A 15754-nucleotide genomic window follows, 5' to 3' on the forward strand; every position below is an offset into this window, starting at 1 on the left:
CGGAAAATGACTGAACTTTACGCAGTACGAACCGACGTGTCCGCCGATGTCTGAGAACTTTGGCGCCGCACTGTGCCACTCATAAGTTGATGCTAGAGGAACAAAGACCGCTCCCGTCCCCGCCTCAGGGGGCAACGGACCATCCCAGAATTGAAAGAAGAAATCACCGTGGCTTTTCCCAAATCCGTCCGGGCCTTAACAGCAGGCATCGCCGCTTTAACACTCGCTAGCGTCCTTGCCGGTTGCGGCACCAACACTGGCGCCGCGCCAGCAAACCAGGACACAAGTTCCCCGGTTTCGGGCGGCACCCTGGTCTATCTCGAACAGCAGGCACACACCAACCTGTATCCTCCCTCCGGTGGTTTCTACCCCAACGGTGGCATCTTGAACCAGATCACCGACAAACTCACGTACCAGAACCCGGATACCCTCAAAATTGAACCCTGGCTTGCCGAGTCGTGGAGCAGCAACCCGGAGCTGACTGAATACACGTTCAAACTCCGCAGCGGCGCCACTTTTTCTGACGGAACACCGGTGGACGCTGCCGCCGTCGCACGCAACTTCGACACCTATGGGCTCGGCAACAAAGCTCTGAACCAGCCCGTCTCCGAGGTGATCAACAACTATGACCACAGCGAGGTCATCGACCCGCTAACCTTGAAGTTCTTCTTCAAGAAATCTTCCCCCGGCTTCCTGCAGGGCACGGCGACCATCGGCTCAGGCATCGTCTCCGTCAGCACCCTGGACCGAAACTTCGATGACTTGGGCAATGCGAAGAACATCATCGGCAGCGGACCCTTCACCGTCGCCAGTGAAGTCCTCGGCAAAGAAGTTGTCCTGGATGCCCGCACCGACTACAACTGGGCGCCCACTACGGCCAAGCACCAAGGGCGGGCGTACCTGGACGCGGTGAAGATCGTGGTAACACCAGAAGATAGCGTGCGTACTGGCTCACTGATCGCAGGGCAGGGTGATCTGATCCGTCAGGTACAGGCCTATGACGAAAACCAGGTCACCTCGAAGGGCTTTGCCATCTCCGCCCCGGGTACGAAGGGTGTTAACGACAGCATTGCCTTCCGCCCCGACAACGCCCTCGTCTCAGATGTTCGGGTCCGCCAGGCCCTGCTCAAGGCCACGGACACCAAGGAGGTTGTTGAGACGATCTTCTCCGCGAACTACCCAGTTGCTACATCCGTGCTGGCCAAGGACGCGGCCGGCTATGTTGATCTGTCGTCGAAGCTTGGCTATGACCCGGAAAAAGCAAAGAAGCTGCTGGATGAGGCTGGCTGGAAGCCCGGAACTGATGGCATCCGCAGCAAGGACGGGGCCCAGCTCTCGCTCAACGTCTATGAATCGCTGCCGCAACCACAGAACAAAGCGGTGCTGCAGCTTGTGGCACAGCAGTGGGAAAAGGTAGGGGTCAAGCTCAACGTCCTAACCGGAGATTCCGGCAGCAAGACAGTGGACAACCTCGACCCGGAAAAGACCCCGCTCACCGTGGCGATGGTTGGTCGTGCCGATCCGGACGTGATCAAGAGCCAGTTCTACCCGAAGAACCGTGATGCGCTTCTGCAGAAGGGTGGAAGCAGCCAGAAAGTTAAGACTTTTGTGGATGAAAAGCTCAACACCCTCCTGGAGACCGAAACTGCCCGAACAGATCCAGCACAACGTCTTCAGGACGTAGCGGATATCCAGAACCACCTGATCGACCAGGCCCTTGTCATACCGATCTTCGAGGAGCCACAGGTTTACGCAACAGCACCGTACCTGCACGGGCTGGGGTTCGAGGCAGTGGGCCGTCCGAGCCTGTATGGCGTCTGGCTCGACAAGCACTGATATGCAGCGCTACCTTTTGAACCGAATCGGGCAGGCCGCGCTGGTGTTGTGGGCAGCATTCACCGTTGCGTTCGTATTATTGCAGGCGCTGCCCGGGGATGCATTAATGATCAAGTATCAAAACCCTGATCTGGGGCTAAGCCCTGCGGAAATCCAGGATATTCGCGCCTCCTACGGTGCGGATTCGCCGTTGTTCGTGCAATACCTGAACACGCTGGGCGACTTTTTGAGAGGAAACTTCGGCTATTCGGTACAAGCTGGCGTGCCGGTAGTGGAGCAGCTGGCTGCTAGCGTTCCTGCCACACTCTCGTTGGCCGGGTTGGGATTCCTCGCTGCGGTGGTGCTGGCACTGGCCATTGCCTTTCTCTCCAGCCTGAGTGAGTTTGCCTGGCTTCGGAACGCGCTCATAGCACTGCCCTCGATCTTTGTTTCAGTTCCAGTATTTTGGCTCGGAATCGTGTTGATCCAGATTTTCTCCTTTCAACTAAAGCTCATCCCGGTGATCAATCCTCCTGCAGGGCTGGGCCTGATTCTGCCGGTGGCAACACTGGCGATCCCGATCTCGGCGCCACTTGCGCAGGTGTTGATCCGCAGCATTGACGACGTCCGAACGCAACCTTTCGTTGGCGTTGCACGGTCAAGGGGCGGTAGCAACGCCTGGGTGCTCAGTCATCATGTGGTTCGCAACGCCATCCTCCCGACGCTGACAATAGCTGGCGTCCTGCTTGGTGAGCTCATCGGCGGGGCGGTAGTCACCGAGACGGTCTTTGGCCGCACGGGCGTAGGGCAGCTCACCCAACAAGCCGTCAACAGCCAAGACGTCGCCGTATTGCAAGCTGTGGTGGTGCTCGCGGCAACAGCCTTTGTGCTGGTCAACCTGGCCGTGGACCTGATGTACCCGGTTTTGGATCCCCGACTGAAAAGAAAAACAGGTGCCCTGACATGAGTCAGACAACATTGACTAGCGCCACCGCAAGAACTGCGGGCCCGGGCCTCGACGGCACACCACGAAGGCGCCGGTTACTTGGCTCAAGAATCCAGCCTGGCCTTCTACTGTCCTGGCTGGTCTTGGGCATCGTCACGCTTTGGGTCATTGCCCCCGGTCTTTTCACCAGTCAAAGTGCCACCTCCGGTACCGCCAGGGAAAAGCTTCTGCCGCCCGGTGGGGGCCACTTGCTGGGCACTGACGAGTTGGGTCGGGATCTCTTCTCCCGGATCGTCCATGGTTCGGTGCATTCAGTCTCGGGGGCCCTAGTCGCCGTTGCTGTGGGCCTGATCGTGGGCACCTTTCTGGGTCTTCTCGCCGGCTCGGTTGGCGGCATCACCGACTCTGTGGTGATGCGTATTGTCGACGTGCTTTTGTCCATTCCGGGACTGCTGCTGTCGCTGAGCATCATCATCATCCTCGGGTTCGGGACGGTGAATGCCGCCATAGCGGTGGGTATCGGCTCGGTTGCAAGTTTTGCCAGGCTCTCCCGATCCGAAGTTCTCCGCGTTCGCCGCAGCGATTTTGTTGAGGCAGCATTTGGTAGCGGCGGCACGTTCGCCGCAGTGCTCCGCCGTCACATCCTGCCCAACTCTGCCGGGCCAGTTCTTGCCCTGGTCGCGCTCCAGTTCGGGTCGGCGATCTTGGCAATCTCCACTTTGGGATTCCTTGGCTACGGCGCCCCGCCACCTACTCCCGAATGGGGGCTCCTGATCGCTGAGGGACGCAGCTACCTCGCCACAGCATGGTGGCTCACCACCTATCCAGGGTTGGTCGTCGTCGCCGTCGTCCTCTCTACCAACCGCATCAGCCACTCCGTTCGAAAGGTACAACCGTGAACGGCGCCCTCACAGAACTGGCCCCTGCCCTTGAATCAGTTCCAGTACAAGTTCCTGTCCTGGAACTGCGGAATCTGTCCGTGTCATATGCGGACGGGCACAGAACCCTGCGCAGGGTGGTCCACGATGTTTCATTGAGCGTCGCACCCGGTGAGGTGCTTGCCCTGGTGGGGGAGTCCGGCTCCGGAAAGTCGACCACCGCCCAGGCTGTGATTGGACTTCTGGCAGGAAATGGCCGGATCGATGGCGGTGCCATCATGCTCAACGGCACGGATATCTCAGGCTGGTCCCAAAAGCGCCTCGAAGCCATCAGAGGCCAGAAGATCAGCCTGATCCCGCAAGATCCAACCAGTTCACTAAACCCCGTCCTCACCGTTGGAGCGCACGTCGACGAAGTACTACGCCTGCACACCAAACTGCCGAAGGACCAACGGCGTCAGCGAGTTCTGGAACTGCTCGAACGCGTCGGCATCCCCGACCCCTCACGCCGGGCCAAGCAATTTGCTCACGAACTTTCCGGGGGTATGAAACAAAGGGTGCTGATTGCCGCGGCTATAGCACTGCAACCGCAACTGATCATCGCTGACGAAGCCACGAGCGCCTTGGACGTCACCGTTCAGCAGCGAATTCTTGACCTGGTCGATGACCTGCGAACCGAGTTCGGCACGGCCGTCCTATTCGTCACTCACGACCTCGGCGTTGCTGCTGACCGCGCAGATCGGATTGTCGTCCTCAAGGGTGGTCAGGTCCAAGAGCATGGCACCACCGCCGACGTGCTTAGGACGCCCTCCAGCCCCTACACCCGTCAGCTACTAGCCGACGCACCATCCATTCTGACGGGCAACGCCCGGGAGTTTCGTGCTGGCGGAGCAGACAACGCCGTTGAGGTTCGCAACCTTGTCCAGGACTTTCCCACAGGGAGGAACCTTCCGGACTTCCGCGCCGTCGACGACGTCAGCTTTAACGTCCCCCGGGGCACCACACACGCAATTGTGGGTGAATCGGGCTCCGGAAAGACAACAACCGCCCGTGCGCTCGCCGGTTTCCACCGTCCCACCGAAGGCACGATCGTGATCGCCGGCCAGGACGTCACCGGACTTGATGCAAAAGGGCTCCGGCGCTTCCGCCAGCAGGTACAACTCGTTTACCAGAACCCCTTCACATCCTTGGATCCGAGGCAAACCATAGCTCGCATTATCGAGGAGCCATTGCTGAATTTCGGCACCATTCCCAAGCCGCGTCGAAAAGAGGTCGTGAAGGAGCTCCTCGAACGCGTCAGGCTACCGGAGGCCCTGTTACACAAGCATCCCCACGAACTATCCGGAGGCCAACGCCAGCGTGTTGCCATCGCCCGGGCGCTGGTCCTTAAACCGCAGGTGTTGATCTTGGACGAGGCTGTGTCCGCTCTGGATGTCACGGTGCAGTCCCAAATCTTGGCACTGTTGGAGGACCTGCAGCAGGAATTGGAGCTGAGCTACGTTTTCATCACCCATGACCTTGCCGTGGTCCGCCAAATCGCCGACACCGTCTCGGTGATGAGCGGTGGTCGGCAGGTGGAGATCGGAACCGTGTCCGAGGTCTTCGCGAACCCACAGCACCCATACACCCAAGCACTGATCAACGCGATCCCTGGCAACCGAAAGGCCCAACCATGACCATCTCCGTCAGCGCGCCCAAGCGGATCGGATTCTTTACCCGCCTGCTCGACGATGTGACCCCTGCCGAACGCTACCGCCTCGCCGTCGAACAGATCATCAAAGCTGAAGAGCTCGGATTCGAGTCAGCGTGGGTTGCGCAACATCATTTTCACGAGAGTGAAGGCGGCCTGCCCTCACCGCTAGTTTTCCTCTCACACGTGGCAGCCCTGACCTCCAGAATAAGGATCGGCACCGGGATCATCACCCTTCCCCTGGAAGATGCTTTGAGGGTGGCAGAGGACACCGCCGTCTTGGATCTACTCTCCGGTGGACGCCTTGAAGTGGGGGTGGGCACCGGTGGTACGGCATCCTCCTTCACCGCGTTTGGGCTGGTCTCCGATGAGCGCCGGGAGCTCTTCGATCAAAAACTGCAACTCATCATTGAAGCGTGGTCGGGGAAGGACCTTGGATCCGTGGAGAACCACCTCTACCCGCCAGCGCCCCATTTGCTGGATCGGCTATGGCAGGCCACGTTCTCCGCATCAGGTGGCGAACGCGCGGGGCGCGCAGGTGACGGCCTGATGCTCTCCCGTACTCAACCTCGGGATGCCGCGGCCGCCCAGGCCCCGCTTGACGAGGTCCAGAACCCTATTATTGACGCCTATTTACAGGCCCTGCCAGAGGGGGCCCAACCACGGATCCTTGCCTCCCGCACCCTGTTTGTCGCCGATGACCGGGCCGAGGCGTTGCGCCTGGCCGAGGCCGGATTGCGACGCATCTTGCCGCACTTCGAACGGCAGGGTCATGTTTTTGAAAGCAATCATGTGGAAAGCCTGATTGCAGCGACTGACTCGCACGTCGGGACCGTAGAGGACGTAGTGGCGTCGCTAAGTCAAGATACTTCCCTGGAACGAGTCACCGATATTTCATTCCAAGTCCATTCCATTGATCCGCCGCACGAACATATTTTGCGTTCTTTGGAACTCACAGCATCCGAAGTTGCACCCCGCCTCGGATGGAAAGCAGCCCCCACACCTACCAGCGCCTTGCAAGGAGAAAAATGACCAGCACCATTTCAGTTACCGACGCCGTTGACACAATTTTGGGGACGTCGCCGGGATCGGCCCTGGATCTGCTTCGCCGCCGTCGCCCCGTCACCAGAGAGAACACCCAGGCCAGCTATCTGGCCCTGTTTCATGCCGACGAGCTCGACGACGCCAGTCTGTCCGAACGCTTTGCCGTCGCCACGTTCGTGGCATCGCTTCACAGCCATGTCGAAGCGGCGGAGTTCTATGGAGAGGGGCTGAACGGGAACGATTCTGACCGCAACCTTCGAGTCGCCGTCCTTGAATCAGCGGTTTCCGGGGCAGCGCAGGGCCCCTACGGTGACTACCGGGAAATTGGATTGCGCAGTGAAAACCAGCCGGGACTGCGGTGGCAAATCCCTGAGGCAATCAGTGGTGCCCTGGGAACCCGGCTGAGTGCCGCGTTGGAGCACGCTCATCTGCTGGTGTTCCGGCCCAGGGAATCATCCCCTGCCGCACTTCACTCCCTCGTGGAAGCGGGGTGGTCAACGACGGGGATCGTAACCCTTTCCCAACTTGTAGCATTCCTGGCCTATCAGCTTCGTGTAATTTCTGGGCTGCAAGTCCTGGACATAGCACTGCAGGGCACACTCGCGAGCACGCCAACCACTATTCCCTCAAAGGACCAGACAGTAAGGATCGGATCATGACCGAGCAAGTGATCACCTACCCCAGCCTGAACCGTCCAGAGTACTTCACCCAAGAAGAGTTGGGCTGGCGCCCATGGTTGCAAGCCCCCAATGTTGACGATCTCAGCGAACGTCAACAGGCCGGACTCGTTGATAAGGCACGTGCCGCAAGCGACTATTTTCGTTTGCTAGCCCGGGATCCCGACATTTTGGGCGCGCGTACCCGCACTGATAAGGACATCTTCTACAACACGAAGGAAGGACTCCCTCGGGACGACCGCGAGCTAGCCGCCGCAGCAACTTCCCGTGTCAACGGCTGTGTCTTCTGCGCCTCGGTCCACGCCCGATTCGCGTCCCACTTCTCCGATAGGCACCAAGACATTCAAAGGCTCCTGGATCAGGGTTCTTCGTCCGACCTTGGGACTCGTTGGAACGCCATTGTGGCTGCTGCAACGGCATTGGCTCAGACGCCCCCGCGGCTGAACGCTGGACACATCGCAGCCCTGCAGCATGAGGGCTTGGATGCCTTGGAACTATCTGATGTGATTCATGGCAGCGCGTTCTTTAATTGGGCCAACCGGTTGATGCTTTCGATCGGTGAACCCGAACAACCGGCGTAGGCAGCCTTTTTTGGTGGGCTCGGGATACGAGCGATCCCGAGCCCGCCAAGGGGCTTCGAATTGGCGGGGGAGCGGTTTGTCTGCCCTAGCCCGCCGCTAACAACGCCGATTCGCTGCAAATATCGCAAAGGTGGCCCGGACGCCGTCGTGCGCTGTTCGACAAATGCTAAGCCGCGTCCACCGTTTCCGGTGGAACGGTGCGTACCCGGTGGCCATTTTCGAGGACCGCACCGAAGCGTTTGGCGGTTGAAAGAGCAATGGAACGATCGACGATCACCAGTTCCGAGCCAAGTTTGGCCAGGCGGACTTCCACGTCCTGGAGGTGTTCCACAGACCGCAACCACAGGGTGAGGTGGAGGTTGGTTTCGCCGGAGGTCACGATGGTTGAGCGAATTTCCGGGAATGCCGCACCCCCCGGCTTCGTGCCGAACTTAATGGCAAGAGTGGCAATGTGATCGGCAGACAATCTGCACCAGAGAGCCACCGAGACCGGAAACCCAACCTCCTCGGCCGAAACATCGCAACGCAGCGACACCTTATTGGAGTTCACAATCGAGGTGAAGCGTCGATGAACGCTACTCCGGCCAGAAGCTGGTCAACTCGGCCCCCTCCACTACCTCGGTGCGTTTGAAGAAGCCCTCAACGGACAACGCCGAGGCAGAGCAGCAGCCGATCCTGACGGTCTCGAACCTTTCGAAAGTATTCCGGGTACGCAACGCCGTCACCAAGAAGCGACTCGAGTTCAAACCTGTCGACGACGTCAGTTTCTCCATGAAACGCGGGAGTACCCTGGCCATTGTGGGCGAGTCCGGTTCCGGAAAGTCCACGACCGCACGAATGGTGTTGCGGCTCGATGATCCCACCAGCGGTTCCATCGACTTCCAGGGGACCGCCATCGCGAGCCTCAGTGGTCGCGAGCTCAAAAAGCTCCGCAAGCGAGTGCAGCCAATCTTCCAGGACCCGTACTCGTCATTGAACCCCATGGCGTCGATCGGCGAGGTGCTGCAGGAACCGCTCAAGATTCACGGGATCGGCAACCGCATCTCTCGCGAAGCCAAGGCCCGTGAACTGCTCGACATGGTTTCACTGGATCAATCCATGTTTGATCGCTATTCCTCGGAGCTTTCCGGCGGTCAGCGACAGCGCGTTGCGATCGCCCGCTCCTTGGCGCTCAACCCGGAACTGATCATCTGCGACGAACCGGTCTCTGCACTTGACGTTTTGGTGCAGGCGCAGATTCTTGACCTTCTGGCGAAGCTCCAGGATGAATTCAATCTCAGCTACCTTTTCATCTCCCACGACCTCGCCGTGGTGCGAATGATCGCCGATGAGGTGCTGGTCATGCGTCGCGGAAAAGTTGTTGAACGGGGCCTAACAGAGGAACTGTTCAACGATCCGAAGGAGGCCTACAGCCGGGAGCTCCTCGGTGCGATGTCAGGAACTCGCGGAGCTACAGCAGAACTGGGAGTCGGCTGACGACCGTCCGAAGGCGCCGTTCAGCTTTGACGGCGGCAAGGGGACATTCTTGCGTCGTTGCCCAGAGGTGGGAAGTAGTGCCGCATGCGGCGCTACTTCCCACCTTTCTAGCGGAGTGTTCGGAAGAACTACTGGACGTCTGCCGCGTTCGACGTCGTGAATACAGTCCCACGCCCCTGCCTTCGGCGGTTTGGAGAATTCCGGAACGGAAATGACGGCACTACTGAATTGAAACGATCGATGCAAATACGTGGCAGTGCGCCAGCAAGTTCAGTGGCGGATGACATACTTGAGGCATGCCCGCCCCTCATCATGTTGTTTCTGCGACTTCAGAGCGTACAAGACCTCAGGAACGGTTTTTCGAGGAAACGCTGGCGTGACCGCCGCGCTCATTCTGTCCGACGTCGACTCCTTCCGTGACGAGTGGCATGACTTGCCCTCCACAACGGAACAAATCCGGACGATCCTCGTCTCGCTAGGCATCACGACGCGCATCACCGATGCGCCACCGCAACTCCCCACCGATACCAATGAGTTTGCACTCGTCGTGATCAATCTGGGCACCATCCGCGCCGATGCCGATCCTATTGTGAACCGACTCACCACGTATGTTGAGGCCGGTGGCGCCATACTCGCGGTGCATTCCTCGGCGGTTGGTCTTGGCCATTCTGAGATCTGGCGGTCGATTATTGGCGGCTCATGGGTCGAAGATTTTACTTGGCATCCGGATGAAGGAGAAGGCGAAGTTTCTTTCAGAGGAATTGGGGCCCCAAACGAAAGTCGGTTCCGCCTCCACGACGAGTTCTATACCGATCTAGTCACTGTGGGGCGACCACGTGAGGTCGCCTGGCACGAGCGCGGAGGGGTGAGGCACCCGCTCGTCTGGGTCAAGGAATCAGGCAGCGGTCGAGTCGCGTACTCGGCACTGGGCCACAGCGCTCAATCGTTCAAGAACGCGGGGCACCGCAAAATGCTTACCGATTTGGCTCGCTGGCTATTGCCGGAGTCCTCCCTGCCACAGGGGAACAAACGATGAACTACTATTTTGGGCACAACCGGCCTGTAGAAGGTGTAATCCCATGGCACGACCTCAAATGAACAGTCACTCTCGCCCGGTCACTCTGACCGACGTTGCCAATGCCGCGGGAGTCTCACAATCAACTGCTTCGCGCGTCCTCAACGGCAGCGACCGCCACGTGAAAGCCGGGCTTGAACGCAAAGTTCTCGATGCGGCGGCCCGGCTTCACTACACAGCCAATGTCCAGGCCCAGGCCGTTGCGCGGGGAACCACAACCACAGTGGCACTTTTGGTGAGCGACATTGCGGACGCATATTTTTCCTCCATGGTTGCCGCTGTCATGGCCAGTGCCGAGAAGCCGGGGCTTCGCGTGACAATTGCCGTTACCGGGCGGCGGGTCGAGCGTGAGATCGAGCTCGTCCGGGAGCTGCGCGGCCAGCATGCCAGGGCTATAGTCCTTGCCGGAAGCGGCTACGTTGACGCTAACCTCTCTGACGCCTTGGTCAGGGAGTTGACGATGTATGAGGAACAAGGGGGCAGGGTGGTGCTCGTCAGCCGTAAAGACCTGCCCTTCGATTCCGTCGACCTCGATAATTTCGGTGGCGCGAGACGTCTCGCCACCGCGCTCAGCCGTCTTGGCTACCAGGACTATCACGTCCTGGGCGGCGAGAAGGCGCTCGTTGCCACCCAGGACCGGATCGAGGGATTCAAAGCGGGCCTCGCCGATCGCGGAATCACTCTGTCTGATGCAAACATCACGTACTCGGCATTTAGCTGGGATGGCGGGTTCGGGGCTGTCAGCAAACTAGAAGACAGCGTTCTTACAACAAGGCGTGTCATTTTTGCCGTGAACGACGAGATGGCGTTGGGTGCCATTGCCGGGCTGAGGGGCCGGGGCCTTCGTGTCCCGGAGGATATCGCCGTCGCAGGATTCGATGACATACGCACCTTGCGTGACATTGTTCCGGGCCTTACAACAGTGCGGGTCCCTATTGCCGAAGTGGGCAACGAGGTTGTCTCGCGCATCATAGGTGAGGCGCCACCCGCTTTGATGATTCCCGCGACGGTGGTGCTCCGGGATTCGACGCCGCGCATCAACTGATTCCTTAGCGGAACCCACTCCTCGGTGGTGGGGACGGCGCTGCGAAATATCGCAACGTGCGACTTCGACGACGCGATCCAAGCTGCCGTCAGCAACCGCCGGCTGGACCGTCTGCCGGTCCCGTTACTTTGTGGCCGCACCTTCGTAGCCAGCGTCAATGTCACGTGCTTTGCCGCAATAAGTCCTTGCTTTTCAGGCGATGCCGACGGCATGCGTCATGTCGCCGACCGCCGCCGTCATTGCCTTGGTGACCCACTGGCCGGCATTCGCCCTTGAATCGACGACGAACGTAACAATTGCGGATCGTGGACGGGGACCGACAGGGATGTTCGTGAACGAAGTTGGTAATATTCGAAACATTTGGAATGCGCATGCTTGACATGGATACAAGGGTGAATTAGCGTGTTTTTAGACGTGCGGCAGATTTTCTGCATGCGCATTCCAAAGTGAAATATGCTGCAAGGAGATCGACGACGTGACGATGACGACCGTATCCGGAACCTATCCCGAACTACACCTCCTCATTGATGGACGCTGGATTTCGGTTGAGGAACGGGCAGGGATTTCCGTCGAGAATCCTGCCGATCGCAGCACGATTGGCTTGGTTCCGGTTGCTACAGACGATGACATTGACCGGGCACTGGCCGGCGCGGATCGAGCCGCACAGATATGGCGGGACACCTCGCCTCATGAGCGGGCAGCTGTCCTCATGCGCGCAGCTGCACTCCTGCGAGAGCGCACAGACGCCATCGCCCATGCCATGACGCTGGAGAACGGCAAACCGTTCCAAGACTCTCGCGGCGAAGTCGCCTACACCGCCGACATCATGGATTCGCTAGCGACCGATGCGCCACGACGGTTCGGCACTGTATTCCCCGGCGGGGCAGAAGATGGACGGATGCTCTTGATCTCGGAGCCTGTGGGTCCGGTGGCTGCCTTCACACCATGGAATTACCCGCTCACCGTACCTGGCCGCAAAGTTGCCGCGGCACTCGCGGCCGGCTGCCCAGTCATCATCAAGCCGGCAGAGGAGACACCGGCAAGTGCACTTGCCTTAGCGCACGCACTTGTCGACGCCGGACTACCTGACGGCGTCCTGAGTATGATGTTCGGTGACCCAGCCAAAATCTCCTCACGACTCATCGCCTCACCGGTCATCCGGAAAGTTTCTTTTACGGGATCCACACAGGTGGGCAAACATCTCGCACAGCTTGCCGGAGGGTATGCCAAGCCAGCGATGCTTGAGCTCGGCGGGCACGCCCCTGTCATCATCTTTGACGATGTTGATGTAGACAGGGTGGCGGAGCAGGCGCTCGGAGCCAAGATTCACAACACCGGGCAGTCATGCGGGTCACCCATCCGTTTTTACGTGCATGAGTCGATCCACGACCGCTTCGTCGATAAATTCGCGGCGCTCCTGGAGAGCGTTGCAGTCGGCGAAGGATTCTCGGAGAGCACGCAAATGGGGCCACTGGCCAACGCGCGACGCTTCGATGCAATGGCGCCCCTTATTGACGATGCGGTCGCCCGGGGTGGCCGTCTTATGACCGGAGGTCGGGGCAACTCCGACGTCGGTTATTTCTGGAGCCCGACACTGATTGCCCGCGTTCCTGACAGTGCCAAAGTCATGCACGAGGAACCGTTCGGGCCTATTGCTGTCACGAGTACCTTTACGGACGAGGAAGAGGTCATAGCGAGGGCAAACGGCTTGCCCTACGGGTTGGCCGCGTATCTTTTCACCGGCTCTGCGGACCGCGCCCTCCGGGTGCCTCACCTCCTTGATGCCGGGATGGTCAGTGTCAATCGATTCGGAGTCGGCGCCCGGGACACCTTTTTCGGCGGCCGAAAGGAAAGCGGTTACGGCTCCGAGGGAGGCCCGGAGGCAGTCGAGGAGTACCTGGTTCGGAAGCTCATCTCTCAGGGCTAGGGCCCGCTCCTCAGCTCCGGTCAGGACTCAGCTGGCCATTTCACTAGGACCTCCTTGCAATTTTTCAGTGCCATGGCGCATTGACAATCAGTTCACCAGGAAATGGAAGAATTTATGTCGGATACCTCAACGGCCATGACGGCCGCTGCATTCGCAATGGACGCCCACTTGCCGATGGCCCTCTTCGACGCCGAGAGTCAAGGGAGACTGCGTGCTCGATTGGATATGTGCAGCAGTCACCCGATCAATGACTTTGCATCAGCCGATCCAGCTATGCTGGCCGAGCTTGAAGTGCTCATTACCGGATGGGGAGCGCCGAGAATCGGTGCCTTGGAACTCGAACTTATGCCCAAGCTCCGGGCCATTTTCCATGCCGCCGGTACAGTCAAGGGCCATCTGCTCCCGGAGGTTTGGGACCGCGGAATTAGAGTGACGACTTCGGCGGCGGTGAATGCCTGGCCAGTAGCTGAGTACACAATCGGCATGATTTTGCTCGCTGGCAAGGGCGTGCTCCCGCACTTGCCGCATGAGGAAACCGCGGAGTCCTTGACTGCCCATCCGGGCAATGCGCCGGTAGGCAACTACCGCAGGACGGTCGGCATTATTGGTGCGTCAACGGTGGGCCGGCTCGTGATTAGGCTTCTCTCCGAGTTCGATTTCGACGTCCTCCTCTACGACCCCATCATCAGTAAAGATGACCCGATACTCGCCCTCGCCCACCAAGTCGGGCTCGATGAGCTGTTTGCCAGATCGTCGATCGTGAGCGCGCACGTCCCACTCCTGCCGAGCACGATTGGCATGGTGGGGGAGCGGGAGCTGGCTCTGCTGGCACCAGGATCCACGTTCATCAATACGGCGCGTGCGCCGATTGTCGACCAGAGGGCACTCATCGCGGCCGTGCGCAACCGAGGCATCCGGGCCATCCTTGATGTCACCGATCCGGAACCGCTACCGGAGTCGCACGTTCTTCGCACCTTGCCCGGGGTGATGCTCACCCCACATGTGGCGGGCGCCCTGGGCAATGAAGTACGACGGCTCGGGGAGAGCGTCGTGCGCGAAGTTGAGTTGTTTTCCAGGGGCTTCGAGGCGGCCTATCCCGTGAACAAACAGGACCTTGCCGCCATGGCGTAGCCGCCGCAGCCGGACCACCTATGAAAGCCGTATGGGAATACGCATTCCGATGCTCTTGGATGTGTTGACCAAGCCCACACGCCAGCAAGGCAAGCACCACAATAGCTGCACCAAAAACCCATCAAAGGAGATGCCCAAAATGAAAAGACGTGCCCTACTATCGGTTGCCGCATCCCTCGGCGCTTCGCTCGCCGTCGGAACCCTAATTAGCGGTTGCAGTACAAATTCTCCGTCCAGCTCGGGAGGCAGCAGCGGGCCCGTGGATCTTACTTTCGTTTCGTGGGACCCCCACATGGACTCGATCGTTAACATCTGGAACGCCGCAAATCCGGACATCCATGTCTCCCTTGTGGTGCCAAGCCAAGGAGCGGATGAGCTTGTCACGAAATTCATCACGCAGAACAAAGCCGGAGCCAACCCCGACATCGTCAAGGTTGAGTACCAATCGCTGCCAGCTCTTATCTCAAACAGCGTCGTCGTCGATATTGGGGGATACGTCCCAGACATAGCGTCAAAGTTCGATGCCTCAGCACTTGCCCAAGTGAAGTTCGAAGAAAAAATCTACGGTGTTCCGCAGGATTTTGCCCCACTCGTCTTCTTCTACCGCAAGGATGTCCTGGACTCGCTGGGCCTGAAAGTTCCCACTTCCTGGGATGAGTACGCCCAAGTTGCACGCGCAGTAAATGCGGCAAACCCCAAGCAGTTCCTGGGTACTTTCAGCGGTGGAGACCCAGGCTGGTTCGCAGGTCTTTCTCAGCAGGCCGGAGCCAATTGGTGGAGCACCAAGGACGGCACGTGGACAGTCGCCGTGAACGACAAGGCGAGCACAAAGGTAGCCGACTACTGGGAGGGCTTAGTTAAAGAGGGCGTCATCAAACGTGACCCGTTTTGGTCCACGCAGTGGAGTGCGGAGATGAATGACGGAACGCTGGTCGGTTGGATCAGTGCCGCATGGGCACCAGCCCAGCTCCCCAACATCGCAGCTGACACGGCTGGGAAGTGGGCCGCGGCTCCGCTTCCTGCCTGGAAAGCTGGTGACGCCACAACGGGAATCTGGGGCGGGGCGGCGATGGCCGTGACAACCAACTCCAAGCACCCCGAACAATCCGCAAAGTTCTTGGACTGGCTCAATACCAGCGAGGAGGCGCTTGCCGCGCAGATAAAAACAATCAATATCTATCCTGCGGCCACCAAAGGACGATCGCTGCCTGAACTCGACAAGCCGCCAGTATTCATGTCGAACCAGCCCGACTATTACAAGATGATTGGCCAAATCGCCCCGAGCGCTCGAAGTTTCGACATCTGGGGACCGAACGCAACGCTTACCTTTGGTGCCTACCGAGATGGCTTCTCTACAGCATTGCAGAACGGCACCTCACTGAGCGCCGCACTCACTTCCATGCAAAAGACCACAGTCGATGACATGACGAAGCTGGGCTTCACCCTCTCCAAGTAGTTACCCGCCGGCG

Annotated in this window: 14 protein-coding genes; 13 read left to right on the forward strand and 1 reads right to left on the reverse strand. The window is 59.3% G+C overall.

Annotation, left to right across the window (positions count from 1 at the left end; genetic code table 11):
• Positions 1–168 precede the first annotated feature (168 nt).
• From CXQ94_RS08885 to CXQ94_RS08915, 7 genes are read left to right on the forward strand one after another with little or no spacing between them, the layout of a single operon-like run.
• Complete coding sequence (locus tag CXQ94_RS08885; RefSeq protein ID WP_104089270.1) at positions 169–1836, forward strand: TIGR04028 family ABC transporter substrate-binding protein; 1668 nt, start codon at positions 169–171, stop codon at positions 1834–1836.
• Position 1837: 1 nt separating this feature from the next.
• On the forward strand, positions 1838–2782 hold the full coding sequence (locus tag CXQ94_RS08890; protein ID WP_104088749.1) for an ABC transporter permease: 945 nt from the start codon (positions 1838–1840) through the stop codon (positions 2780–2782).
• Complete coding sequence (locus tag CXQ94_RS08895) at positions 2779–3660, forward strand: ABC transporter permease (protein ID WP_104088752.1); 882 nt, start codon at positions 2779–2781, stop codon at positions 3658–3660. Before CXQ94_RS08890 ends, CXQ94_RS08895 begins: the two co-directional genes overlap by 4 nt.
• Positions 3657–5315: an ABC transporter ATP-binding protein gene (locus CXQ94_RS08900; RefSeq protein ID WP_258066896.1), complete on the forward strand. Its 1659-nt coding sequence runs from the start codon at positions 3657–3659 to the stop codon at positions 5313–5315. The genes CXQ94_RS08895 and CXQ94_RS08900 overlap by 4 nt, the downstream gene beginning before the upstream one ends.
• The gene (locus CXQ94_RS08905; protein WP_104088757.1) at positions 5312–6361 is read left to right on the forward strand and encodes a putative FMN-dependent luciferase-like monooxygenase; all 1050 of its coding nucleotides are present in this window, start codon (positions 5312–5314) and stop codon (positions 6359–6361) included. Before CXQ94_RS08900 ends, CXQ94_RS08905 begins: the two co-directional genes overlap by 4 nt.
• Complete coding sequence (locus CXQ94_RS08910; RefSeq protein ID WP_104088759.1) at positions 6358–7032, forward strand: CMD domain protein; 675 nt, start codon at positions 6358–6360, stop codon at positions 7030–7032. Before CXQ94_RS08905 ends, CXQ94_RS08910 begins: the two co-directional genes overlap by 4 nt.
• Positions 7029–7631 carry an alkylhydroperoxidase domain protein gene (locus tag CXQ94_RS08915; protein ID WP_104088762.1) on the forward strand — a complete coding sequence of 201 codons (603 nt, stop codon included), beginning with the start codon at positions 7029–7031 and terminating at the stop codon, positions 7629–7631. Before CXQ94_RS08910 ends, CXQ94_RS08915 begins: the two co-directional genes overlap by 4 nt.
• 166 nt (positions 7632–7797) lie before the next feature.
• Here CXQ94_RS08915 and CXQ94_RS08920 read toward each other — a convergent pair whose 3' ends face one another.
• Entirely contained in the window at positions 7798–8181 is a 384-nt protein-coding gene (locus CXQ94_RS08920; protein ID WP_104088765.1) for a hypothetical protein, read from the reverse strand.
• A gap of 71 nt (positions 8182–8252) precedes the next feature.
• Here CXQ94_RS08920 and CXQ94_RS08925 point away from each other — a divergent pair, with 71 nt between their 5' ends.
• The 6 genes from CXQ94_RS08925 to CXQ94_RS08950 all read left to right on the forward strand — a co-directional run bounded on the left by CXQ94_RS08925 (position 8253) and on the right by CXQ94_RS08950 (position 15741).
• Complete coding sequence (locus tag CXQ94_RS08925; RefSeq protein ID WP_104088768.1) at positions 8253–9107, forward strand: ATP-binding cassette domain-containing protein; 855 nt, start codon at positions 8253–8255, stop codon at positions 9105–9107.
• A gap of 376 nt (positions 9108–9483) precedes the next feature.
• Entirely contained in the window at positions 9484–10143 is a 660-nt protein-coding gene (locus tag CXQ94_RS08930) for a ThuA domain-containing protein (protein ID WP_181034142.1), read from the forward strand.
• A gap of 43 nt (positions 10144–10186) precedes the next feature.
• Complete coding sequence (locus CXQ94_RS08935; RefSeq protein WP_219817013.1) at positions 10187–11227, forward strand: LacI family DNA-binding transcriptional regulator; 1041 nt, start codon at positions 10187–10189, stop codon at positions 11225–11227.
• 481 nt (positions 11228–11708) lie between these two features.
• Positions 11709–13154 carry an NAD-dependent succinate-semialdehyde dehydrogenase gene (locus CXQ94_RS08940; protein WP_104088777.1) on the forward strand — a complete coding sequence of 482 codons (1446 nt, stop codon included), beginning with the start codon at positions 11709–11711 and terminating at the stop codon, positions 13152–13154.
• 114 nt (positions 13155–13268) lie between these two features.
• Positions 13269–14285, forward strand: coding sequence for a hydroxyacid dehydrogenase (locus CXQ94_RS08945; protein ID WP_258066899.1), 1017 nt, complete (start codon positions 13269–13271; stop codon positions 14283–14285).
• A gap of 292 nt (positions 14286–14577) precedes the next feature.
• Positions 14578–15741 carry an ABC transporter substrate-binding protein gene (locus CXQ94_RS08950; RefSeq protein ID WP_258066900.1) on the forward strand — a complete coding sequence of 388 codons (1164 nt, stop codon included), beginning with the start codon at positions 14578–14580 and terminating at the stop codon, positions 15739–15741.
• Positions 15742–15754 lie beyond the last annotated feature (13 nt).

The sequence above is a fragment of the Arthrobacter sp. GMC3 genome, assembly GCF_002929305.1.
Taxonomy (GTDB): Bacteria; Actinomycetota; Actinomycetes; order Actinomycetales; family Micrococcaceae; genus Specibacter.

Excerpts from the sequence above, each read along its gene's own strand:
- CXQ94_RS08915 (WP_104088762.1), top strand. The coding sequence starts at position 7,029 with ATGACCGAGCAAGTGATCACCTACCCCAGCCTGAACCGTCCAGAGTAC.
- CXQ94_RS08940 (WP_104088777.1), top strand. The coding sequence starts at position 11,709 with ATGACGACCGTATCCGGAACCTATCCCGAACTACACCTCCTCATTGAT.
- CXQ94_RS08950 (WP_258066900.1), top strand. The coding sequence starts at position 14,578 with ATGGACTCGATCGTTAACATCTGGAACGCCGCAAATCCGGACATCCAT.
- CXQ94_RS08895 (WP_104088752.1), top strand. The coding sequence starts at position 2,779 with ATGAGTCAGACAACATTGACTAGCGCCACCGCAAGAACTGCGGGCCCG.
- CXQ94_RS08890 (WP_104088749.1), top strand. The coding sequence starts at position 1,838 with ATGCAGCGCTACCTTTTGAACCGAATCGGGCAGGCCGCGCTGGTGTTG.
- CXQ94_RS08905 (WP_104088757.1), top strand. The coding sequence starts at position 5,312 with ATGACCATCTCCGTCAGCGCGCCCAAGCGGATCGGATTCTTTACCCGC.
- CXQ94_RS08935 (WP_219817013.1), top strand. The coding sequence starts at position 10,187 with ATGGCACGACCTCAAATGAACAGTCACTCTCGCCCGGTCACTCTGACC.
- CXQ94_RS08945 (WP_258066899.1), top strand. The coding sequence starts at position 13,269 with ATGTCGGATACCTCAACGGCCATGACGGCCGCTGCATTCGCAATGGAC.
- CXQ94_RS08910 (WP_104088759.1), top strand. The coding sequence starts at position 6,358 with ATGACCAGCACCATTTCAGTTACCGACGCCGTTGACACAATTTTGGGG.